The organism is Bordetella genomosp. 10 (assembly GCF_002261225.1).
In the GTDB taxonomy this organism is placed as follows: Bacteria; Pseudomonadota; Gammaproteobacteria; order Burkholderiales; family Burkholderiaceae_B; genus Bordetella_C.
On sequence record NZ_NEVM01000001.1, the window covers coordinates 1,586,033 to 1,606,004 of the forward strand.

Consider the following 19,972-nt stretch of genomic DNA (forward strand, 5'->3'; position numbering starts at 1 on the left):
TGCGCCGTGTCCGGGTTCCTGGAAATCGCGCGATTGAACAAGATCTACCGCTCGGACAGCGGCCCCTTGCACGCCTTGCAGGACGTGGCGCTGGACATCGCCGAGGGCGAGTTCGTCAGCATCGTCGGCCCGAGCGGCTGTGGCAAAAGCACGCTGCTCAAATGCATCGCGGGCCTGGAAGGCATCAGCAGCGGCACGCTGAAGCTGCGCGGCAAGCCCATCCTGGAGCCGCCGGAAGACATGGGCGTGGTGTTCCAGCGGGATCTGCTGCTGGAGTGGCGCAACATCCTGGACAACGTGCTGCTGGCGGCGGAATTCCACGACGCGCCGCGGGCCGCGCACGAACCCCGCGCGCGCGAGCTGCTGGACCTGTTCGGGCTGTCCGCGTTCATCGACCGCTATCCGCGCGAGTTGTCCGGCGGCATGCGGCAGCGCGTGTCCATCTGCCGCGCGCTGCTGCTGGATCCGCAACTGCTGCTGATGGACGAGCCCTTCGGCGCGCTGGATCCCTTCACCCGCGACGAGCTGAACGTCGAGTTGCAGCGCGCCTGGATGGCGACCGGCAAGACCGTGGTGTTCATCACGCATTCGGTTTCCGAAGCGGTCTACCTGGGCAGCCGCGTGGTGATGATGGCGCGCGGCCCGGGACGCGTGGCGGAGGTGATCCCCATCGAGCTGGAGCGTCCGCGCGGGCTGGAGGTGCGTGAAACCGCCGGCTTCGCGGGCTACGTATCGCACATCCGGGACACTTTCCGCGGATTGGGCATCTACAAGAATTGAGCGGAGAGCGCCGTGAACCAACTGTGGAAACGCACCATGCGCAGCCGGCAGGCTTTCGCCACGATGCTGGTCCTTTTGATTGTCTGGGAGATCGCGGTGCGGACCCTGGGGATCCGGGAGTTTCTCCTGCCCGCGCCCAGCAAGGTCATCCTCGAATTCTTCAAGCAGCCGGGCTATCTGCTCATGCAGAGCCTGGATACGCTGGGCACGACGCTCGCCGGCTTCGTGCTGGCGGTCGTGCTGGGCGTGGCGGCGGCGATCGGCATCGTCTACTCGCGCTTTCTCGACCGCACCTTGTACTCGCTGCTGGTGGCGATGAACGCGGTGCCCAAGGTGGCGCTGGCGCCGCTGTTCGTGATCTGGCTGGGAACCAGCGCGGCGCCGAAGATCGCCATCGCATTGCTGATCGCCATTTTTCCCATCCTGATCGATACCGTGCTGGGGCTGCGCTCCACCGATCCCGACATGCTGGACATGGCGCGCGTCAATCGCGCGTCGCGCGCCAAGATCCTCTGGAAGATCCGCTTTCCCAACGCCATGCCCAGCCTGCTGGCGGGCATGAAAGTGGGCATCTCGTTCGCGCTGGTCGGCACCATCGTGGGGGAATTCGTCGCCGGCGAGACGGGGCTGGGCCACGTGATCCTGGTGGCGCAGGGCAGCTTCGATACGCCGACGGTCTTCGTCGCGCTGGCCCTGCTCTGCATCCTGGGCGTGCTGCTTTTCAAGGCCATCGAGCTCGCCGAAGAGCGCCTGCTGGGATGGCACGCTTCGCAGCGCGAGCGCCCGGATGCCGCGGTCTGACAGCCCCGCCGTGCCGCCTATTGCTGCTTCAGCGACGCCGAGTCGATCACGAAGCGATACTTCACGTCGCTCTTGAGCATGCGCTCATAGGCCTCGTTGATCTGTTGCACCGGGATCAGCTCGATATCCGAGGTGATGCCGTGCTCGCCGCAGAAGTCCAGCATTTCCTGGGTTTCGGCGATGCCGCCGATCAGCGAACCCGCCAGGCGGCGGCGCTTGAAGATCAGGTTGAAGACCTGGGGAGAGGGATGGTCGTGTTCGGGCACGCCCACCAGCACCATCGTGCCGTCGCGCCGCAGCAGGTTCAGGAAGGGATTGAGATCGTGCTGCGCCGCCACCGTATTGAGGATGAGGTCGAAGCTGTTCGCATGGGCGTTCATCTCGTCGGGATTCCTGGAAATAACGACTTCGCTCGCCCCCAGGCGCTTGCCGTCCTCGATCTTGGACGGCGAGGTGGTGAACAGCACCACGTGCGCGCCCATCGCGGCGGCCAGCTTCACGCCCATGTGGCCGAGGCCGCCCAGGCCCACGATGCCGACCTTCTTGCCGGGCCCCGCGCCCCAGGTGCGCAGCGGCGAATAGGTGGTGATGCCCGCGCACAGCAGCGGCGCCACGCCGGCCAGGTCCAGGTTTCGGGGGATGCTCAGGACATAGGCCTCGTCCACCACCATCTGCGACGAGTAGCCGCCGTAGGTGGTGGCGCCGGTCTGCTTGTCGATGCCGTTGTAGGTCGGCACGAAGCCCGTTTCGCCTTCGCAGTATTGCTCCAGGCCTTCCTTGCAGCTAGGGCAGGCGCGGCAGGAGTCGACCATGCAGCCCACGCCGACGATGTCGCCGATCTTGAACCTGGTGGCCTGCGAGCCGACGGCGGTCACGCGGCCGACGATTTCGTGGCCCGGCACGACGGGGTAGATGGTGTTGCGCCACTCATCGCGCGCCTGGTGCAGGTCCGAATGGCAGACGCCGCAGTACAGCACGTCCAGTTGCACGTCGAATTCGCGCAAGTCGCGGACTTGGTAGTTGAAAGGCGCGAGCGCGGCCTTGGGGCCGGTGGCGCCGAACGCATAAGTGGTGGTCATGGGGGATCTCCGGACAGCGAGAAAAATTGCGAAAACCGTGGAACAGGCGGGACGGCGATGCCGCGCGAGGGTGCGCCGGCTGGCCCGCGCCGCCGAGGTGGGCGCGGGCCGGCGCGCCGCCGTGATCCACGTCAGGGTCAATACTAGGCTGATTCGGCGGGCGGCCGCGTGCCTAAACGAAGCGGATACTTGCCTATTTCTCCGACATTTTTCTCATGGCGGGACAGGCTTTTCTCATTGCGCGTGCAAGTGCTCGAAGAGGATGGAGGCGCCCACGCCGATCAGCACCAGGCCGCCGAAGATTTCCGCGCGCTTGCCGACCAGGCTGCCCAGCACCCGGCCCAGCATCACGCCCACGGTCACCATCAGCAGGGTGGCCAGTCCGATCACCGAGGCGGTGATGAAGATGTTGTTGTCGATGAAAGCGAGGCTGACGCCGACCGCCATCGCGTCGATGCTGGTGGCGAAGCCGGTCAGGGCCAGGTTCCAGAAGGAATGCTTGCGCGGCGGCTGGCTGGCCTTGTCGTCGCGCTGGCCGCGGACGGCGTTGCGTATCATCAGGAGCCCGAGGATGGACAACATGACGAAGGCCAGCCAGTGGTCCCAGTTTTGCACGTACCTGGCGGCCGCCGAGCCGATCAGCCAGCCGATCACCGGGGTAATGGCCTCGATCGCGCCGAAGATCACGCCGGTGCGCAAGGCGTCGCTGAAGCGGGGTTTGTAGAGGCTGGTGCCCTTGCCGATGGCGGCTGCAAAGGCGTCGGTCGACATGGCGAAAGCCAGGAGGAGGGTTGCCGCGAAATTCATAGGGGACGGAGCGCTAGGCCGGGCGACGCATAGATTTCCGCGTGCGCCCGGCTTAGGCACAAGGAAACCCATGGTCTCGCCAGGCCGCTAAGGCTGCCAGCGCCATGGCCGCGGGGCCAAGAATGTTGACGCGGGCGCTTCCGGGGGCGGAAGCCGGCTACTCCCCAAAGTGAAGGGCCAGTTTAGCAGCGGCAGATGACAGCCGGGCGTAAAGATTACGGGGCGCAGGGGGATTCGGGCAAAAGGATGAAGAACGGGATAAGGGCGGGGCGCCTGAGGGACGGGAGCCCGGGGTTCGGCGGGTTCTCCCCAGCATGCCGCCGAACAGGATACAATCACGGGTTTGACCGGGATTTTTCCGGCGGTTTCGTCTTGCCCGACGGCCGTGGATCCGGCCCATTCACCGCTTTGCCTAGCCTATACCTATGACGACCACAGATCGCCAAGCCCCGTCCACCGCCGAGCGCGCGCGTTTGGTGCTGGGTAACTGGAAGATGCACGGCACGCTGGCCGAGAACGCCGCCTTGCTGGCGGCCTTGCGCCAAGGCGTCGCCGGCCATTGCGAAATGGGCGTTTGCGTGCCTTTCCCCTATCTGGCCCAGGCCCAGGCGCTGCTCCAGGGCAGCCCCATCTCCTGGGGCGCGCAGGATATCAGCGTGCATGAGAAGGGCGCCTATACGGGCGAAGTGGCGGGCGCCATGTTGCGGGATTTCGGCTGCCGCTGGGCCCTGGCCGGCCATTCGGAACGCCGCGCCATGCACGGCGAAAGCGATCAACTGGTGGCCGACAAGGCGCGCGCCGCGCTGGCCGCCGGCCTGACGCCGGTGGTCTGCGTCGGCGAGACGCTGGCCGAGCGCGAGGGCGGCAATACGCTGGGCGTCATCGAGCGCCAGCTCGAGCCGGTCCTGGCCCTGGGCGCGGACGCGCTGGCCAAGCTGATCCTGGCCTACGAGCCGGTCTGGGCGATCGGCACGGGCCGCACCGCCACGCCGGAGCAGGCGCAGGAAGTGCATGGCGCCATCCGCGTGGCGCTGCGCGGGCTGGGCGTGCCGCAGGTCCGCATTCTTTACGGCGGCAGCGTCAAGGCGGCCAATGCCGCCACGCTGTTCGCCATGCCCGACATCGACGGCGCCCTGGTGGGCGGCGCGTCGCTGGTGGCCGATGAATTTTTACGCATAGCCGCTGTTTGAACAGCGTTTCGGAGTAAGTGATGTCCTTGATTCAATCGATTTTGATGGTCGTGCAGGTGCTGTCGGCACTGGCCATCATCGTTCTGGTCCTCCTGCAGCAGGGCAAGGGCGCCGATATGGGTTCGGCTTTCGGCAGCGGTTCGGCCGGCAGCCTGTTCGGCGCCTCGGGCGCCGCGAATTTCCTGTCGCGCACCACCAAGTGGGCGGCCGTCGTTTTCTTCGCCACCACCGCGGGCCTGGCCTACGTGACCCACAAGGGCGTGAGTACGCCGGTCGATTCGGGCGTGATGCAGAACTACCAGGCGCCGGCCGATCGTTCCGTGCCGCAGGTGCCGGGCGCCCCGGCGCCCGCCGGCAGCGCGGTTCCCTCGGCCCCGGCCGGCAACGCGCCCGCCGCCCCGGCCAAGCCCGACGCCTCGATTCCGCAGGCGCCGGCTACGCCTGACGCCCCGGCCCCCAGCACGCCGGCCACGCCGGCCCCCGCCAAGTAATACGGCTGGCTCAATACGGGCCGGCTTGATAGGGGCCGCTCCATGCGGCAGGTTTATCCGCGCCACTACGCCAGCAGGCCGCGCTCCCGCAGCACCTCCTCGGCGATGCGCGTGCCTTCCACGCCCGCCGGTATGCCGCAGTAAATGGCCACCTGAAGCAGCACCGCGCGTAGCTCCTCGACGTTGCAGCCGTTATTCAGGGCGCCGCCCAGATGCGTCCTGAGTTCGTGCGTGCGGCCCATGCTGGCGAGCAGGGCCACGACCAGCATGCTGCGCAGTTTGGGCGGCAGGGCCGGATCGCCCCAGACTTCGCCGAAGCAGTATTCGTCGGTCAGGCGGCGCAAGGGCCCGTTGAAGGAATTGGTGCTGTCCACCCGGCGCTGGTAGTACGTTTCGCCCAGCGTGGCGCCGAGGATTTCACGGCCGGTTTCGATGCGAGACTTCATGCTTGCTCCTGGTTCAAGGTCTATCGATCGGCGCTGCCGAACTGGGTCTGGCCCCAGGTTTCATAAAACTGGATGACCCGGGCATAGTCGTCCGCCCCCTTGCCCTGGCCGATGGCGAAGGACAGCATCTGCCGGGCCATGTCGCTGACCCACATAGGCACGCCCATCCGCGCGCCTTCGTCCAGGCACAGCTTCACGTCCTTGTGCAGCAGGTCGGTGGTGAAGCGCATGGGGAAGTCGCGGTGCAATATGCACTGCGGTATCTTCACTTCGGTGGCGAAGCTGCGCCCGCTGGATACGTTGATGATGTCCAGCATGGTTTTCGCGTCCAGCCCCGCCTTGCTGCCCAGCACCAGGCCTTCGAAGCTGGCGAGCGTGGCGGCCGCGCATAACGTGTTGTTGATGATCTTCATCATCTGGCCCTGGCCGGCTTCCTCGCCCAGGTAGAAGATGTTCTTCCCTATGACCCGCAGCAAGGGCCGCGCGCGCTCGTAGGCGTCGGCCTGGCCCGACGCCATGACGGTGAGGGTGCCTTCCTCGGCGCCGCCGGTGCCGCCGCTGACGGGCGCATCCACCAGGCGCATGCCGCGCGCCAGCAGCTTTTCGGCGATGCGCCTGGAGGTCGACGGGCCGGTCGTGGACGTGTCGACGACTAGCCTCGCCGCCTTGCCCGCCGCGACGCCGTCGTCGCCCGTGAGCACCTGCTCGACGATGGCGGGCGTCGGCAGGCTCACCACCACGACCTCGGCCGCGTCCGCCACCGCCCGCACCGATCCGGCCCACGACGCGCCGTGCGATTCGAGCGCCTCGCGCTGGTCGTCGCGGATATCGAAGACCAGCACGTCGTGGCCCGCCTGCGCCAGGCGCCGCGCCATGTGCCGCCCCATATTGCCCAAGCCGATGAATCCTGTCTTTTCCATTTGTTCTCCCTTCCTGGTTATCATCTGCGGCATGGAAAACAAGCTAGTCTCCCTTGTCGCGCGCACACTGGACCTGTTCCAGCTTTTTTCGGACGAGGCCAGGCCTCTGTCCCTGACGGAAATCGCGCGAGGGCTGGACGCTCCCGCCTCCAGCACGCTGGCCCTGCTTCGCACCCTGATCGTCAAGGGCTACCTGTACGAAACGCGCCGGCGCAGCGGCTATTTCCCGACCAGAAAAATGCTGGCGTTATGCCATTCGATCGACAAGGTCGATCCCATCTTCGAAATGACGCATGGTTTCCTGGAAGAGCTGCGCGACGCCACCGAGGAAACCACCACGCTGGCCAAGCTGCGGGATACCGAAGTCATCTATCTCGACGTCGTCCAGTCCCGGCGCTCCATCGTCTACACCGTGGCGATCGGCGACACCCGGGCCATCCACGCGAATTCCCTGGGCAAGGCCATCTTCTCCGCGCTGGCGCCCGAGGAACAGAAATCCCTGCTCGGAAAAATGCAGTGGAACCGCCTCACGCCCGACACCATCGTCGACAAGAAAAAGTTCATGAAGGAAATGGCGGAATCCGCCGAACGGGGCTGGGCCGCCAACGTCAATGAAAGCGTCGCGGGCCTGGCCGCCATCGCGATGCCCTTCCGCCTCGTGTCCGAGTGGTACGCCATCGCGGTCGTCGGCCCCATGGATAGAATGAACCCGCGCTGGTCGGAGCACGTCGAGCATCTCGCCGCCACGCTGTCCAGGTTGAAGGCCGCCGTTTTGCTTCACGAGGGTCGCTCGCCGGGCTGATCATTGGGGCTGGATGCCCGCCACCTGGACCATGCGGCCCCAGGCGACGATTTCCTTGCCGAGAAAATCGCTGAACTCGCCCGGCGTGCTGGCGCGCGGCGTCAGGCCCTGGCTCTTGAAGCGTTCGACCAGGTCCGGGCTGGCGAGCGCCTTGTTCAAGGCCACGGACAGGCGTTGCTGCACGGGCGCGGGCAGGCCCGCGGGACCCACCAGGCCGAACCAGACGATCAACTGGAAATCGTTGGCCCCCACCTCGGCCAGGGCCGGCACGTCCGGCGCCAGCGGGAACCGTTCCTTCGTCGTCACGCCCAGCGCCTTCAGTTTGCCGCCGCGCACCATATTCATGCCGCTCGCGAAATCGGTCAGCGTGGTTTCCACCACGTTGCCGATGATGTCCGTGAGGATCTGCGGCGAGTTCTTATAGGGAATCTCGGCGAACTTCACGCCGCCGGCCCTGGCGAGCATGGCGCCGCCCACCTGCGCGCTGCCCGATGCGTAGGCGTAGGTGACCGATCCCTGGTCGGCGCGGGCCTTCGCGTACAGGTCTTTCAGCGAATTGATCTTCGAACGCGCATCGACCACCAGCACATAGGGCGACTCGGCCACCTTGCCGATGCTGCTGAAATCCTTGGCCGGATCGTAGGGCAGGCGCACGAACATCGACTTGTTGCTGGCGCCGTTCGTGACGCCGACCGACAGCAGCGTATAGCCGTCCGGCGCGGCGTTCACGGCGGCTTGCGTGCCGACGATGCCGCTGGCGCCCGGCTTGTTGTCGATGATGATGGGCTGCCGGAGCTCCTTTTGCAGCTCGACGGCGAGGTCCCGGAAAACGATGTCGGTAAGGCTGCCCGCCGCGAACGGCACCACGATGCGGATCGGCTTGTCGGGATAGGCGCCATGGGCATACAGCGGGACGAGCAGCCCGAGCAGCGCCAGGCCGCGCACCAGCCGGCGTGTGAATTTCATGATTGCACTCCTCCTTGGTGGCCTCGGATCTCTGTCCGAAAGTTTTCCTGTGCAGGAAATTTATTTCTTGCATGGGAATTCTATAGGCCGACGCCGGCATGTCAAGCACTCTCGTTGACGCGGCGCAATGCCATCCCGAGGCGCATTCGGATCCCCAACGCGACGGGCGTGAAGGGACGGATGCGCGCATGGGCTTCGTATAGGGCGGGCGTGCCGGGAAATGGAACGCCGCCCGTTCCCGGCGTTTTCCCCCGACGCGCGATGTTGGGGGATACCCTTAGCGGAAGTGATATTGGGGCGAAGAATGCGCGAATGCGCTGCGGCGCATCATTTTCTTCCCGATTCGCCTGAAAGGCGCATAAACACTGGCTTGGCGGCGGATGCACGCCCCACGGGTATGGGCCGGGCGCATCGATTTTCCCCCGAAATCCATTAGCTCCTCTTATCGAACGCCGCCAAATTTAATTGGATGGCGCGCGTCACGCTCATTAAGGTGTAGTCGATCGAATCCGAATGTCCATCACGAAAGAGGAGTGAGTTCATGACCCAGAAGTCCAAGCCGGGCGCCGCGGAAATCCGCCAAGCCATCGATGAAATCAAATCGTTGTTCGACGCCGAAGGCGAGAGCCGCGAGACGCTTGCCAAGACCATGGACAAGCTGATTTCCCTGGCTTCGCACAAGGAGTGGTGGGGCGCCGAGCACTACCCCGATCCCGCGCCGGAGGAGTTGCAGTCGCGTTACCTGATCAGCGAAAACGACGACAAGAGCTACGCGCTGTACCTGAACGTGATGCGCCCGGGCAAGAAGATCATTCCGCACAACCATACGACCTGGGCGTGTATCGCGGCGGTCGAGGGCGTGGAAACGAACTACGTCTACGAACGCCTGGACGACGGCAGCAAGCCGGGCTACGCCAAGATAGAAGTGGCGCAGACGGTGGTGGTCGAGCCCGGCACCGGCATCGCGCTCATGCCCGAGGACATCCACGCCGTCCGCATCGAAGACGACGGCGTCATCCGCCACCTGCACATGTACGGCCGCGCCCTGGAAACGCTCGACAAGCGCATCGCCTTCGAGACCAAGGACAACACCTACCGCCATATGAACATCGGCATCCAGACCCAACGGTAGGAAGGCGGCGAATCATGGAGGACACGAAAAAGACCAAGGCGGGCCTGTCGACGTCGTTGTTGCGCGCCGGCCGCCCCCATCGCGGCTGGGTGAATACGCCGGTCACGCGCGGCAGCACCTATGTCTTCGACACGGTCGCGCAGTGGAACGATACGCGCCGCAGGCGCGGGGAAGAGCGCCTGCTTTCCTACGGCTCGCGCGGCACGGACAGCACCCATGCGCTGGAAGACGCGCTGGTCGAACTCGAGGGCGGCCACCGGGCGAGGATTTTCCCGACCGGGCTGGCGGCGATCGCCGTGGTCTTCCTCGCGTACCTGAAGGCCGGCGACCACGTGCTGATCACCGACGCCGTCTATGAGCCGGTGCGCCGGCTGTGCGCGGAAAGCCTGGCCCAACTGGGAATCACGCACACCTACTACAGCCCCGACGGTTCCGACCTGGCGGACAAGATCCAGCCCAACACCACGATGATCTACGCCGAGAACCCCGGGTCGTTGACGTATGACATGGTGGATCTTCGCGCCGTCTCGGCGCTGGCGAAGAAGCACGGCTGCCTGCTCGCCGTCGACAACACCTGGGGATCGGGCATCCTGTACCAGCCGCTGGCGCTGGGGGCCGATATTTCCGTCATCGCGGCGACCAAGTATCTGAGCGGGCATTCCGACGTCATGATGGGCACCGTCGTCACCAACGAAGCCGCTTGGCCGGCCATGAACCGCGCCGCGCTCAATTATGGCCAGACGGTGGGGGCGGACGACGCCTACCTGATGCTGCGCGGCCTGCGCACGCTGCCGCTGCGGATGCGCGCGCACCAGGAGAACATGCTGGCCGTGGCGGACTGGCTGAGCCGGGACAAGCGGGTCGCCCGGGTCATGTGCCCGGCGTATGCGGAAGGCGAGGATCGAAAAATCTTCGAACGCGACTTCAAGGGCAGCAACGGGCTGCTATCGGTCGAATTTGCGCCGACGGTTTCCTTGGCGAAAATGGAGGCCATGATCGATGCGCTGGAGTACTTCGGCCTGGGGGCGTCCTGGGGCGGATACGAAAGCCTGGTCGTGCCGATGAACATGCCGGCCGCGCGCTCCCTGTCTTCCTGGAGCGAGCGTGGCGCCATGTGCCGGTTCCATTGCGGCCTGGAAGATGCCGAGGACCTGATCGCCGACCTGCAACGTGCCTTCGACGCGCATCTTTCGTAGCAAGCGCCGGCCGCGGCCGGCGTCATTCCCCTCCGTTGAAGAATGAACATGACCAACAACGTCTACATGAACGTCGAACCCGCCGTGCTCAAGGCATGGCTACACGATGGCGGCGAGATCGCCCTGCTGGACGTGCGCGAGCACGGCCGCTTCGGCGAGGCGCATCTGTTCTACGCCGCCAATACCCCCTACAGCCGCCTCGAATTCGAAGTGCGGCGGCTGGTGCCGCGGATGTCGGCGCGCGTGGTCGTCTACGGCGAGGACAGCGAGGACGCGGCCAAGGCCGCCCGGGCGCTGGCCGCCCTGGGGTACTCGAACGTGCATGTCCTGGAAGGCGGCGTCACGGCCTGGAAAGAGCAGGGCTATGCCTTGTTCGCGGGGGTCAACCTGCCCAGCAAGACGTTCGGCGAACTGGCCGAGCATGAATACCACACGCCGGCGATGAGCGCGGCCGAGCTGAAGCGGCGCATCGGCGCCGGCGAGAACCTCGTGGTCCTGGACGGCCGGCCCTATGCCGAATACCAGAAGATGAGCATTCCCACGGCGATCTGCTGCCCGAACGGCGAGCTGGCCCTGCACGTGCAGGATCTCGCGCCGGACGAAAGCACCACCATCGTGGTGAATTGCGCCGGCCGGACGCGCAGCATCATTGGCGCGCAGACCCTGATCAACCTGGGCGTGAAGAATCCGGTCTACGCGCTGGAGAACGGCACCCAGGGCTGGTTCCTGAACGACTATGCGCTGGACGCCGGCCAGACCCGGCGCCACGCCGCGTCGGCCAGCGGAGCGGCCCTGGCCAAGGCGCGCGAGCGCGCCTCCGAGCTTGCGCGCCGCCTGGGCGTCCAGACCATCGATGCCGAAGCGTGCCGCCGCATGTGCGCCGACGCGGATCGCACCACCTACCTGTTCGACGTGCGCACGCCGGAAGAATACCGGGCCGGCACCTATGCGGGCGCGCTGCATGCGCCCGGCGGCCAGTTGATCCAGGCCACCGACCAGTACGCGGCCACGCGGGGCGCCCGTCTTGTGCTGCTCGATTCCGAAGGGGTGCGCGCGCCGACGGTCGCCGGCTGGCTGTTGCAGTTGGGATGGGAGGTCTACGTGCTGGACACCGGCGGCGCCGAATTGAACGCGCATCCCGCGGCCGGCGCCCCTGCCGCTTCCGGCTTGCCGAAGATCGACGCGGCCAGGCTGCGGGAACGCCGCGACCAGGGCGCCTTGCTGATCGACGTGCGGCCCAGCATGGATTACCGCAAGCAGCATATCGAGGGCGCGCGCTGGAGCATCCGCGAGCTGGCGTCCGCGCTGGACGTCGGCGATTGCCGGCACGTCGTCCTGCTGACGGACGACGAGCGCGTGGCGGAACTCTATGCCAAGGATTTGCGCGTTCCGCAAGGCGCGACGCTTTCCATCGCCGCCGGCGACGCCGCGTCGTGGAAAGCGGCCGGCTTGCCGCTGGTAGCCACGCCGGACACGCCGTCCGACGCGGAATGCATCGATTTCCTGTTCTTCGTCCATGATCGCCACAGCGGCAACAAGGCGGCGGCCATGAAATACCTGGAATGGGAAACGAACCTGGTCAACCAGATAGACGACCGCGAGCGCGCCTCGTACCGGTTCCTGTCCCATTGATCGATATCCCTCGCACGGCCCGGTCGGCTTCTTCCCGCGCATCCCGCGCGGCGAGAGCGGCGACCGGCGCCGCCCTGCGACTCACCACCAAGCAAGGAGTAAAACGATGAAGCGATCCGGCCTTGTAGTCCTGGCTACCGTCATGTTGAGCACCGCCGCTCTCGGCCTGTCCGCCGCCGCGCAGGCCAGGGATTTGAAGACCATCCAGGCGAGCGGGAAACTGGTGTGCGGCACGCAGAACGCGAGTTCGCCCTATGCCTTCCAGGATCCCGAGTCCCGCAAGTTCGTCGGCTACGACGTGGACGTGTGCCAGGCCCTCGCCAAGGGCATGGGCCTGGCGCTGGAGCACCGCGCCATGTCCACGGAAACGCGCATCCCTGAACTGCGCTCCGGACGGGTGGACGTCATCGCCGCCTCGATGGCCTATCTGCCCGAGCGCGCCGAGCAGATCGACTACAGCCTGCAGTACCTGCAGGGGAACATCAAGGTGCTGGTGCGCAAGGACGAGAACATCACCAAGCTGTCGCAACTGGCGGGCAAGCGTGTCTGTGCCAGCAAAGGCTCCAGTTCCGCCGCGATCGCCAGCCGCGTGCTGCCGCAGGCCAAGCTCGTCAACTACCAGGACCTGAACACCTGCTACCTGGGCCTGCAGAACGACAAGGTCGACGCGATCAGCGGCGGCGAGCTGGTCCTGAAGCGATTCGTGGTGGAATCGCGCAAGGGCGGGTCCGAAGCCACCTTGATCGACGAGCCCATCTACACCGAACGCATCGGGCTGGGCGTCGCCAAGGGCAACAAGGAATTGCTCGACGCGTTGAACGATCAACTGGTCAAGCTGGACAAGAGCGGGGAGCTGGACCGGATCTATGCCAAGTGGCTGGGCAAGGATTCCATCTACGGCCTCACCCGTGAATTCAAGGTCGAGCCTGTCGCGTCGTCGTCGTCCAACTGAAGAGGGCAGCGGAAAGCCCGCCCGGGCTTTCCCCGATGCATATGAACCTGGATATTTCTTTTTTGCTGCATGGGCAGTATGCATCCATGCTGCTCGACGGGTTGCGAACGACCTTCACGCTTTTTGCCTTGTCCGCCGTGCTGGGAATGGCGGTCGCCCTCGTGATCGTGGTGTTGCGCGCCATTCCGTTCAAGCCGCTGAACGCGGTGATGGCGGTATTCGTGGAATACCATCGCGACGTGCCGACCGTCGTGCAGATACTGGTGTGGTTCTTCGGCGTGCCCCAGATCCTGCCGCCGGCGGTCAAGGCCTACGTCAACAGCGGCCCGACCGAATTGCTGTTCGCGACCATCGCGCTGGCCCTCAACGTCAGCGCCTACTGGTCGCAGGACATACGCTCCGGCCTGCGGGCCATTCCCGCGGCGCAATTCGAAGCGGCGCGCGCCATGGGATTGGGGTTCTTCTCGGCGATGCGCCACGTCATGCTGCCGCAGGCGCTGCGCATCAGCATTCCGCCCCTGCTCAACCGCTCGCTGATCCTGTTCAAGGACACCAGCCTGGCCATGGTCATCGGCGTGACGGAGCTGACGTACCAGATCAAGAGCATCGACAACCTGACGTTCAGGACGTTCGACGTGCTGGCGTTCGCGACGGTGGTCTACCTGATCTGCTCGCTGACCATCATGTTCCTGGGCCGTTGCTTCGAAAGACGGTTCCCGTCGGCATACAGGGGATAGAAAGTGCTCGAAATCATCCAGAAGTACGGAGTGATGTTCCTGGTGGGAGCCTGGCCGCACGGCCCCGTGGGCGGGCTGGCCGCCACGCTGATCCTGGCGGCGTCGGGCCTGGTGCTGGCATTTCCCCTCGCGGTGCTGCTGGGTTTCGCGCGCATCAGCGACTACAAGGCGCTGCGCTGGTTCGCGGCCGCCTGGGTGGTGGTGCTGCGCGGCGTGCCGCTGATCATGCTGATTTTCTGGGCCTATTTCCTCGTGCCGCTGGTCACCGGCATGACGGTGTCGGTATTCACCACGGCCCTGGTCGCCATCGTCCTGTATGAAAGCGCCTTCCTGGCGGAGATCGTCCGGGCCGGCCTGCAAGGCCTGCCGCGCGGCCAGACCGAAGCGGCCCGTTCGGTGGGCCTGTCCTATTGGCAGTCCATGCGCTACGTCATCCTGCCGCAGGCCCTGGTGAACATGATTCCCTCGCTGGTGAACCAGTTCGTCTCCACCGTCAAGGCGACGTCCATCGTTTACATCATCGGGATGGAAGAGCTGACCTTCGTGGCCAACCAGGTCAACAGCGTCGAATTGACGTCCGCCTTGCAGACCTACATGGTGCTGGCCGGGATCTATTTCCTGGTGTGCCTGACGCTGTCGTACGCGGCGCGCATGGTCGAGGTCCATATCAACAGGCGCCGAGCGGGCCTGGTTCAGGGGTAGAACATGATCGAACTGAAGAACGTCAACAAGTGGTATGGCTCATACCACGCGCTGAACGATGTCAACGGCGTCGTCAACAAGGGCGAGGTGCTGGTGATCTGCGGCCCGTCGGGCTCCGGCAAATCGACGACGATCCGCACGATGAATCGCCTGGAGGAAATCCAGAGCGGCGACATCCTGCTGAGCGGCCGCAGCATCTACGACCCGAAGCAGAACGTCAACGCGCTGCGCGCGTCGATCGGCTTCGTCTTCCAGCAATTCAATCTTTTTCCGCATTATTCGGTCCGGGAAAACATTACCTTGGCCGCCCGCAAGGTATGCGGGATGGGCAAGGGCGAGGCCGACGCGCTGGCCGCCGACCTGCTGGCCAAGGTGGGCCTGGAGAACAAGATCGACGCGATGCCGGGCAACCTGTCGGGCGGGCAGCAGCAGCGGGTGGCCATCGCGCGGGCGCTGGCGCAGCGGCCGCCGGTCATCCTGTTCGACGAGCCCACCAGCGCGCTGGACCCGGAAATGGTGGGCGAGGTGCTGGCCGTCATGAAGCAGCTCGCGTCGGAAGGCATGACGATGGTCGTCGTGACGCATGAAATGGACTTTGCGCGGGAAGTCGCGGACCGGGTGTGGTTCATGGATGCCGGCTGCATCCTGGAAGAGAGCACGCCCGAGGCGTTTTTCACGGCGCCCAAGCATCCGCGCGCGCGCAAGTTCCTCGAGGATGTCTTGCGCCGGTCGGTTACCGCGTGAGTTGCTTAGAGGCGGACGTGGCTGGTGGCGTGCCGGGTTTCGTCCTACTCTGTACTGTCCTGCTGATGGGTGCGAATTTCCGGGACGCGACGCCTGCGTCCTGGGCGATACCTAGGTCTGCTCGGGATGGCCGGTGAGGCCGAGATTGGTCTTGAGGATTTCGTAGACGCGCCGGGGCAGCGTAGGGGCCTTGTCGGGGCGGATCCAGAGAAAGTAATGCACCATGGGCAAGGGCGGCAGGCCTTCCTTCGCGCCCAGGACGCGCATATCGGGCCCCAGCATTTCCACGCTGCGGGCCGTGATGCCCAGCCGGGCCCGCACGGCGGCCTTGATGCCCACCAGATTGGGGGCGGCGTAATGGGCATGCCAGGGGATGCCGGCCTTTTCCAGCGCGTCCAGCGCCAGCCGGCGGAAAATGCTGCGTTCGTCGACCAGCACCAGGGGGATGGACGCGTTCGGGTTGTGGACATAATCCGCGGAACAGATCCACACCGTCGGCGACGAGCGCAGCACCACGCCCTCGAATTCCGGATCGAAGCGTGTCGAGATAATGAGATCGAGCTCGCCGTTGCGCAGCGCGGGGTTCAGGTCCGGGCTTCTGCCCACGCGGATCTCGATATTGATCTGCGGGGAGGAGTTGGCGATCTGCGTGAGGATGGTGGGCAGTATGGTGTCCGCGACATCGTGCGGCGAACCCAGCCGCAGGACGCCTTCCAATTGGGTGTCCTGCATGGCGCGCAAGGCTTCGTCATTGATGGCCAGCATGTGCCGCGCGTAGCGCACCAGCTTCTGGCCTTGGGCCGACAGCAGTTTCTTGCGGCCCTGCTTTTCGAACAGCGGAACGCCCAGCATCGTCTCGAGCCGCTGCATCTGCTGCGTGACCGCGGACTGGGTCTTGTACAGTTGCTCTGCCGCACTTCCGAAGGTCTCGTAATGAGAGATCGCGACCAATGTGCGGAGGCTATCCAGATCGAGAGTACGCAAAACCACCCGCCCAAAGATTGAAAAGTCTGCCTGCCCCTCGGCGTGCATGGCGCACTGGCGGCGCCGTGTGCACGGTGGGGGAAATTATAGTCTCGCGGAGATTGGGGGATTGTCGGTACGGCGGGGGAGGGGGCAGGGCGGCGGCCCTCCTGTGTGGGGAGATTTGAACAGATCGGCGTGCCTGCGGCGACATGACGGCCGGAACCGTGCTAGAATTTCTGACTTTCCAGCGGAAGTTCGGCTGGAAACAAGATTTACCCCGCCGACGTGGTGAAATTGGTAGACACGCTATCTTGAGGGGGTAGTGGCGAAAGCTGTGCGAGTTCGAGTCTCGCCGTCGGCACCAAGAATTTGTCCGGGAATGTCTCGGAAAGCGCAAAAAGCCCGTAAGAATCAATGTCTTACGGGCTTTTTTGTTGTCTGCTCGCTCCGAAGCCGTCCGAGCGGATCCCGCTAGATTCTTTGTTTTGGGCGCCAAGCCAAATCCAAAGCGTGAGCGTCTTCTCGACGCACATCTTGCACAGCCGGACGTTCCCGGCTTCCAGTTCCTTCATTCTCGCCATCAGCGACGCGTCCACGCCGCCGTCCCCGGATCGCAGCTCAGGCTACGCCTGCTGCCGCCCAGGGGCGGCGCTTTTAAGTCGATGGTCCGTGTAAACCCTGGTGGCGGCGGCCGCTTTTGAGTTGTCTTGCCCGGTTTTGTGCGGCTTACGCACATTCCGGGAAAAAATTGTTGAGCCAGATCAACCTACCTAAGCTTCGGTTTCCTCTCCGTCCCATAACCCGAAACTTTCGTAGGTTCTCTCATGACCCGACCCAGCGAAATCAAGCCGCGCGAAGGCTCCGTTCCTGGTACGCCTTACGCCGTGTTTGCCGAAGGCGCGCAGCTTGGCCCCGTCTCGTTCGATATCACGCCCGAGATCGTCCAGGAATACTTCAGCGCCTCCCAGGCCGACCCGTCCCTGTACGTCGTCGATGGCCGCCAGGCTGCCGCGCCGAACGTGATTCTTCCCTACATGACCGTGCCGGTCTACCAGACGTATCCGCCCATCCAGGGCATCGTCATGGCGGAACTGGAAATGAACTGGCACCGCCCCATCTGGGCCGACGAGACCACCCGTGTCACCGCGACCGGAACCATCGTCGGCAAGTTCGAGAAGCGCGGCCGCAAGTACGTGCAATGGCGCGGCGTGTTCGCCGACGACCAAGGCCGGCCGCTCGCCGAACTGCTCAACACCTTCCACGTTCCGGAGTAAGCATGGATCGCAAGCTCGAAATCACCCAGCCCATGATCGACGGCTACGGCCGCATCAACGGCGACAACGACATCATCCACTATGACCACGACTACGCGGTGGAACGCGGCTTTCGTGGCACCCTCCTGCATGGCCCGCACATGACCGCCTTCGCGGCCGATCTGGGCGCCAGGCGCTACGGCAAGGACTGGCTGACCCGCGGGAAGCTGCACACCAAATGGATCGGACCGGTCTGCCCCGGCGACACCTTCGTCGCCGACCTCACCGAAGACGGCGAACTGACCGCCACTTCCGGCGGCAAGACCGTCATGGTGGGCAGCGTGACGCTGGCCGAGTGACCGGCAATCGCCGTACTTCCATGCCCGGCTCCCACCCGCAAATGAACGCCAGCGATCTCGCTGTCGGCGACCACGTTGCCATGCGTGAGATCGCCGTCGACATGGCCGCATTCACGCAGTTCGCCGCTCTCACCGGCGACCGCCATCCTATTCATTACGATGCCGGCTACGCGATCGCCAAGGGCTTCCGCGGCCCGGTGGCGCACGGCCTGCTGCTGCTCTCGCTCAGCGCGCTGGGCGCCACCGATCTGTCGGACAGGCTGCACGAAAGCATGGTGGCGATGACCGGCGTCCAGGCCAGATTTCTCGGTCCGGTCATCGCTGGCGATGTGCTGCGGTTCGACTACACGGTCGCGGCCATACGCCCTCATGCGGACGGGTTGGCCAAGGTCAGCTTCGACGTGACGATCCGCCGTATCGATCCGGCACGGCCGAAGGCAGCGTCCGGCGAAACGCATGCCACCCGGCCCGAAGGCCTGTTCACGCTGGAATTTCTCCTGAAAGATCATCCGAGTCCTTCCCATGCATCCGAACATTGAACCCATCATCCCTGCCGGATCGAGTCCGAAATCCACGTTCTCTCCCGCAGTCCGCGCCGGCGGCTTCATCTACGTCTCTGGGATGACCGCGATGGACGAGAACCGGCAGATCGTCGGTGAAGGCGATATCGCCGCGCAGGCGCGCTTCATCTATACGAAGATCGCCAAGGTGCTGGCGGCGGCCGGCGCCGACATGGGGCACGTCGTCGAGACCGTCGATTACGTGACCACCTTCGAGGGCTACGAGAAGACCGCCGGGGTCCGGCGCGAGGTATTCGGCAATGGGCCGTTTCCCGCTGCCACCGGCGTGAAGGTCTCCGAGCTGGTCAGGCCGGCCGCATTGATCGAGATTCGCGCCATCGCCTACTTGGGCGAGCGCGGATAAGCGCGCCGGGCCTCGACGCTCAAACCGGATCCACCCGCGTGCCGTGCTGAGATCACATAAGGACCATGCACCCACGCATTCCCTGCATTTCCAACTTTCAAGGGGTTTATTGTGCGGAAATCAATATTCACGGCGCTCGCTGCCGTTTCAATCGCCGCGGCTCCCGCCGCCGCGTCAGCGGATACCTATCCCAGCAAGCCGATCACCATCGTTGTTCCGTACGGCGCGGGTGGCACCAATGACATCCTGGCGCGCGCGCTCGCGGCAGGGATTTCGCCGTTGCTGGGGCAATCGGTGATCGTCAGCAACCGCGCGGGCGCGGGCGGCAACCTGGGCGCCGCCTACGTCGCCAACTCGGCGCCCGACGGCTACACCCTGCTGCTCGCGTCCTCGGGCGTGTTCGCCATCAACAAGTGGCTGTACAAGAACCTGCCCTACGATCCCGCGACGCTGGCGCCGGTCATGCTCGCCGGCAAGGTCCCCAACGTGCTCCTGGCCAGCCCGACTTTGCCCGTGAACTCGGAAAAGGAACTGATCGCCTACGCCAAGGAGAATCCGGGAAAACTGAACTTCGCGTCCATGGGCACCGGCACCAGCGGCCACCTCATGTCCGAGCTGTTCAAGCAGCAAGCCGGCATCCAGGCGCAGCACGTTCCGTACAAGGGCAGCACCGCCGCGCTGACCGACATGCTGGGCGGACAGGTGCAGTTGATGTTCGACAACCTGCCCACGGCCCTGCCCCAGGTGAAGTCCGGCAAGCTGCGCGCTTTGGCGGTGTCCACCGAAAAGCGAACGCCCCTGTTGCCCGATGTGCCCACGGTCGCCGAAGCGGGTGTGCCCGGCTTCGAAGCGACGGCATGGTTCGGCGTCGCCGCGCCCGCCGGCACGCCCGCCGATATCATCGCCAAGCTCAACAAGGCCATGGTCAAGGTCATGGAAGACCCCAAGACCAAGGAAATGCTGGAGGCCCAGGGCGTGACATACTCGCCGAACACGGCCGCCGAGTTCGCCGCGTTCATCGCCAGCGAATCGCCCAAGTGGAAAAAGGTCGTCGAGATCTCCGGCGCGACCGCCGATTAACCAGGAATACCGC

At 65.0% G+C, this 19,972-nt stretch carries 23 protein-coding genes, 1 tRNA gene and 1 riboswitch; of the genes, 18 read left to right on the plus strand and 6 right to left on the minus strand.

Features of this window, described 5'->3' with window-relative positions; translation table 11 throughout:
* Positions 1-6: 6 nt before the first annotated feature.
* A complete protein-coding gene (locus CAL29_RS06880; RefSeq protein WP_094852164.1) occupies positions 7-780 on the plus strand; it encodes an ABC transporter ATP-binding protein in 774 nt (257 codons plus the stop codon).
* 12 nt (positions 781-792) lie between these two features.
* Positions 793-1,581 carry an ABC transporter permease gene (locus CAL29_RS06885; protein ID WP_256977236.1) on the plus strand — a complete coding sequence of 263 codons (789 nt, stop codon included), beginning with the start codon at positions 793-795 and terminating at the stop codon, positions 1,579-1,581.
* 17 nt (positions 1,582-1,598) lie between these two features.
* On the opposite strand, the gene CAL29_RS06890 is transcribed toward CAL29_RS06885, so the two are convergent.
* Both CAL29_RS06890 and mntP read right to left on the minus strand, forming a co-directional pair.
* A complete protein-coding gene (locus CAL29_RS06890; protein ID WP_094852165.1) occupies positions 1,599-2,660 on the minus strand; it encodes an NAD(P)-dependent alcohol dehydrogenase in 1,062 nt (353 codons plus the stop codon).
* Between the two features lie 234 nt (positions 2,661-2,894).
* On the minus strand, positions 2,895-3,467 hold the full coding sequence (mntP, locus tag CAL29_RS06895; protein WP_094852166.1) for a manganese efflux pump MntP: 573 nt from the start codon (positions 3,465-3,467) through the stop codon (positions 2,895-2,897).
* A 50-nt stretch (positions 3,468-3,517) separates the two neighbouring features.
* A riboswitch (yybP-ykoY riboswitch) is annotated at positions 3,518-3,640 on the minus strand.
* A 252-nt stretch (positions 3,641-3,892) separates the two neighbouring features.
* Between mntP and tpiA the strand changes: the two genes are divergently transcribed.
* Positions 3,893-4,657 carry a triose-phosphate isomerase gene (tpiA, locus tag CAL29_RS06900; RefSeq protein ID WP_094852167.1) on the plus strand — a complete coding sequence of 255 codons (765 nt, stop codon included), beginning with the start codon at positions 3,893-3,895 and terminating at the stop codon, positions 4,655-4,657.
* A gap of 20 nt (positions 4,658-4,677) precedes the next feature.
* Positions 4,678-5,148 (plus strand): preprotein translocase subunit SecG, encoded by a 471-nt coding sequence (gene secG / locus CAL29_RS06905; RefSeq protein WP_094852168.1) that lies wholly within the window; start codon positions 4,678-4,680, stop codon positions 5,146-5,148.
* 65 nt (positions 5,149-5,213) lie between these two features.
* Here secG and CAL29_RS06910 read toward each other — a convergent pair whose 3' ends face one another.
* Together CAL29_RS06910 and CAL29_RS06915 are read right to left on the minus strand one after the other, a co-directional pair.
* The gene (locus CAL29_RS06910) at positions 5,214-5,594 is read right to left on the minus strand and encodes a carboxymuconolactone decarboxylase family protein (protein ID WP_094852169.1); all 381 of its coding nucleotides are present in this window, start codon (positions 5,592-5,594) and stop codon (positions 5,214-5,216) included.
* A 20-nt stretch (positions 5,595-5,614) separates the two neighbouring features.
* Positions 5,615-6,547: an NAD(P)-dependent oxidoreductase gene (locus CAL29_RS06915; RefSeq protein ID WP_094852170.1), complete on the minus strand. Its 933-nt coding sequence runs from the start codon at positions 6,545-6,547 to the stop codon at positions 5,615-5,617.
* Between CAL29_RS06915 and CAL29_RS06920 the strand changes: the two genes are divergently transcribed.
* The gene (locus CAL29_RS06920; protein ID WP_094852171.1) at positions 6,546-7,316 is read left to right on the plus strand and encodes an IclR family transcriptional regulator; all 771 of its coding nucleotides are present in this window, start codon (positions 6,546-6,548) and stop codon (positions 7,314-7,316) included. The genes CAL29_RS06915 and CAL29_RS06920 overlap by 2 nt on opposite strands.
* On the opposite strand, the gene CAL29_RS06925 is transcribed toward CAL29_RS06920, so the two are convergent.
* A complete protein-coding gene (locus tag CAL29_RS06925) occupies positions 7,317-8,282 on the minus strand; it encodes a Bug family tripartite tricarboxylate transporter substrate binding protein (protein WP_094852172.1) in 966 nt (321 codons plus the stop codon).
* A 541-nt stretch (positions 8,283-8,823) separates the two neighbouring features.
* Here CAL29_RS06925 and CAL29_RS06930 point away from each other — a divergent pair.
* The 7 genes from CAL29_RS06930 to CAL29_RS06960 all read left to right on the plus strand — a co-directional run bounded on the left by CAL29_RS06930 (position 8,824) and on the right by CAL29_RS06960 (position 15,377).
* Positions 8,824-9,414, plus strand: a complete 591-nt coding sequence (locus tag CAL29_RS06930) for a cysteine dioxygenase family protein (RefSeq protein ID WP_094852173.1) — start codon at positions 8,824-8,826, stop codon at positions 9,412-9,414.
* A gap of 14 nt (positions 9,415-9,428) precedes the next feature.
* Positions 9,429-10,610, plus strand: a complete 1,182-nt coding sequence (gene metC, locus CAL29_RS06935; RefSeq protein ID WP_094852174.1) for a cystathionine beta-lyase — start codon at positions 9,429-9,431, stop codon at positions 10,608-10,610.
* 48 nt (positions 10,611-10,658) lie between these two features.
* On the plus strand, positions 10,659-12,242 hold the full coding sequence (locus tag CAL29_RS06940; protein WP_373559701.1) for a rhodanese-like domain-containing protein: 1,584 nt from the start codon (positions 10,659-10,661) through the stop codon (positions 12,240-12,242).
* 106 nt (positions 12,243-12,348) lie between these two features.
* Positions 12,349-13,194, plus strand: a complete 846-nt coding sequence (locus tag CAL29_RS06945) for a transporter substrate-binding domain-containing protein (protein ID WP_094852176.1) — start codon at positions 12,349-12,351, stop codon at positions 13,192-13,194.
* Positions 13,195-13,235: 41 nt separating this feature from the next.
* On the plus strand, positions 13,236-13,931 hold the full coding sequence (locus CAL29_RS06950; protein WP_094852769.1) for an amino acid ABC transporter permease: 696 nt from the start codon (positions 13,236-13,238) through the stop codon (positions 13,929-13,931).
* A gap of 3 nt (positions 13,932-13,934) precedes the next feature.
* Positions 13,935-14,633: an amino acid ABC transporter permease gene (locus CAL29_RS06955; RefSeq protein WP_094852177.1), complete on the plus strand. Its 699-nt coding sequence runs from the start codon at positions 13,935-13,937 to the stop codon at positions 14,631-14,633.
* A 3-nt stretch (positions 14,634-14,636) separates the two neighbouring features.
* Positions 14,637-15,377 carry an amino acid ABC transporter ATP-binding protein gene (locus CAL29_RS06960; RefSeq protein ID WP_094852178.1) on the plus strand — a complete coding sequence of 247 codons (741 nt, stop codon included), beginning with the start codon at positions 14,637-14,639 and terminating at the stop codon, positions 15,375-15,377.
* A gap of 111 nt (positions 15,378-15,488) precedes the next feature.
* Here the strand turns inward: CAL29_RS06960 and CAL29_RS06965 are convergent, their stop codons facing one another.
* Positions 15,489-16,361, minus strand: coding sequence for a LysR substrate-binding domain-containing protein (locus tag CAL29_RS06965; RefSeq protein WP_094852179.1), 873 nt, complete (start codon positions 16,359-16,361; stop codon positions 15,489-15,491).
* A gap of 261 nt (positions 16,362-16,622) precedes the next feature.
* On the opposite strand from CAL29_RS06965, the gene CAL29_RS06970 reads away from it, so the two are divergent.
* From CAL29_RS06970 to CAL29_RS06995, 6 genes are all read left to right on the plus strand, one after another.
* Positions 16,623-16,707: transfer RNA gene (locus tag CAL29_RS06970), tRNA-Leu, on the plus strand.
* Positions 16,708-17,167: 460 nt separating this feature from the next.
* Complete coding sequence (locus CAL29_RS06975; protein WP_094852180.1) at positions 17,168-17,617, plus strand: hypothetical protein; 450 nt, start codon at positions 17,168-17,170, stop codon at positions 17,615-17,617.
* A 2-nt stretch (positions 17,618-17,619) separates the two neighbouring features.
* Positions 17,620-17,955 (plus strand): MaoC family dehydratase, encoded by a 336-nt coding sequence (locus CAL29_RS06980; protein ID WP_094852181.1) that lies wholly within the window; start codon positions 17,620-17,622, stop codon positions 17,953-17,955.
* A 41-nt stretch (positions 17,956-17,996) separates the two neighbouring features.
* Complete coding sequence (locus CAL29_RS06985; RefSeq protein WP_179283934.1) at positions 17,997-18,494, plus strand: MaoC family dehydratase; 498 nt, start codon at positions 17,997-17,999, stop codon at positions 18,492-18,494.
* Positions 18,478-18,879 (plus strand): RidA family protein, encoded by a 402-nt coding sequence (locus tag CAL29_RS06990; protein ID WP_094852183.1) that lies wholly within the window; start codon positions 18,478-18,480, stop codon positions 18,877-18,879. Before CAL29_RS06985 ends, CAL29_RS06990 begins: the two co-directional genes overlap by 17 nt.
* A gap of 111 nt (positions 18,880-18,990) precedes the next feature.
* Positions 18,991-19,959, plus strand: coding sequence for a Bug family tripartite tricarboxylate transporter substrate binding protein (locus CAL29_RS06995; protein WP_256977237.1), 969 nt, complete (start codon positions 18,991-18,993; stop codon positions 19,957-19,959).
* Positions 19,960-19,972: the final 13 nt, after the last annotated feature.

Coding starts and splice junctions, on each gene's coding strand:
- CAL29_RS06890 (WP_094852165.1), bottom strand. CDS start 2,660: ATGACCACCACTTATGCGTTCGGCGCCACCGGCCCCAAGGCCGCGCTC.
- mntP (WP_094852166.1), bottom strand. CDS start 3,467: ATGAATTTCGCGGCAACCCTCCTCCTGGCTTTCGCCATGTCGACCGAC.
- tpiA (WP_094852167.1), top strand. CDS start 3,893: ATGACGACCACAGATCGCCAAGCCCCGTCCACCGCCGAGCGCGCGCGT.
- secG (WP_094852168.1), top strand. CDS start 4,678: ATGTCCTTGATTCAATCGATTTTGATGGTCGTGCAGGTGCTGTCGGCA.
- CAL29_RS06910 (WP_094852169.1), bottom strand. CDS start 5,594: ATGAAGTCTCGCATCGAAACCGGCCGTGAAATCCTCGGCGCCACGCTG.
- CAL29_RS06920 (WP_094852171.1), top strand. CDS start 6,546: ATGGAAAACAAGCTAGTCTCCCTTGTCGCGCGCACACTGGACCTGTTC.
- CAL29_RS06915 (WP_094852170.1), bottom strand. CDS start 6,547: ATGCCGCAGATGATAACCAGGAAGGGAGAACAAATGGAAAAGACAGGA.
- CAL29_RS06925 (WP_094852172.1), bottom strand. CDS start 8,282: ATGAAATTCACACGCCGGCTGGTGCGCGGCCTGGCGCTGCTCGGGCTG.
- CAL29_RS06930 (WP_094852173.1), top strand. CDS start 8,824: ATGACCCAGAAGTCCAAGCCGGGCGCCGCGGAAATCCGCCAAGCCATC.
- metC (WP_094852174.1), top strand. CDS start 9,429: ATGGAGGACACGAAAAAGACCAAGGCGGGCCTGTCGACGTCGTTGTTG.
- CAL29_RS06940 (WP_373559701.1), top strand. CDS start 10,659: ATGACCAACAACGTCTACATGAACGTCGAACCCGCCGTGCTCAAGGCA.
- CAL29_RS06945 (WP_094852176.1), top strand. CDS start 12,349: ATGAAGCGATCCGGCCTTGTAGTCCTGGCTACCGTCATGTTGAGCACC.
- CAL29_RS06950 (WP_094852769.1), top strand. CDS start 13,236: ATGAACCTGGATATTTCTTTTTTGCTGCATGGGCAGTATGCATCCATG.
- CAL29_RS06960 (WP_094852178.1), top strand. CDS start 14,637: ATGATCGAACTGAAGAACGTCAACAAGTGGTATGGCTCATACCACGCG.
- CAL29_RS06975 (WP_094852180.1), top strand. CDS start 17,168: ATGACCCGACCCAGCGAAATCAAGCCGCGCGAAGGCTCCGTTCCTGGT.
- CAL29_RS06980 (WP_094852181.1), top strand. CDS start 17,620: ATGGATCGCAAGCTCGAAATCACCCAGCCCATGATCGACGGCTACGGC.
- CAL29_RS06985 (WP_179283934.1), top strand. CDS start 17,997: ATGAACGCCAGCGATCTCGCTGTCGGCGACCACGTTGCCATGCGTGAG.
- CAL29_RS06990 (WP_094852183.1), top strand. CDS start 18,478: ATGCATCCGAACATTGAACCCATCATCCCTGCCGGATCGAGTCCGAAA.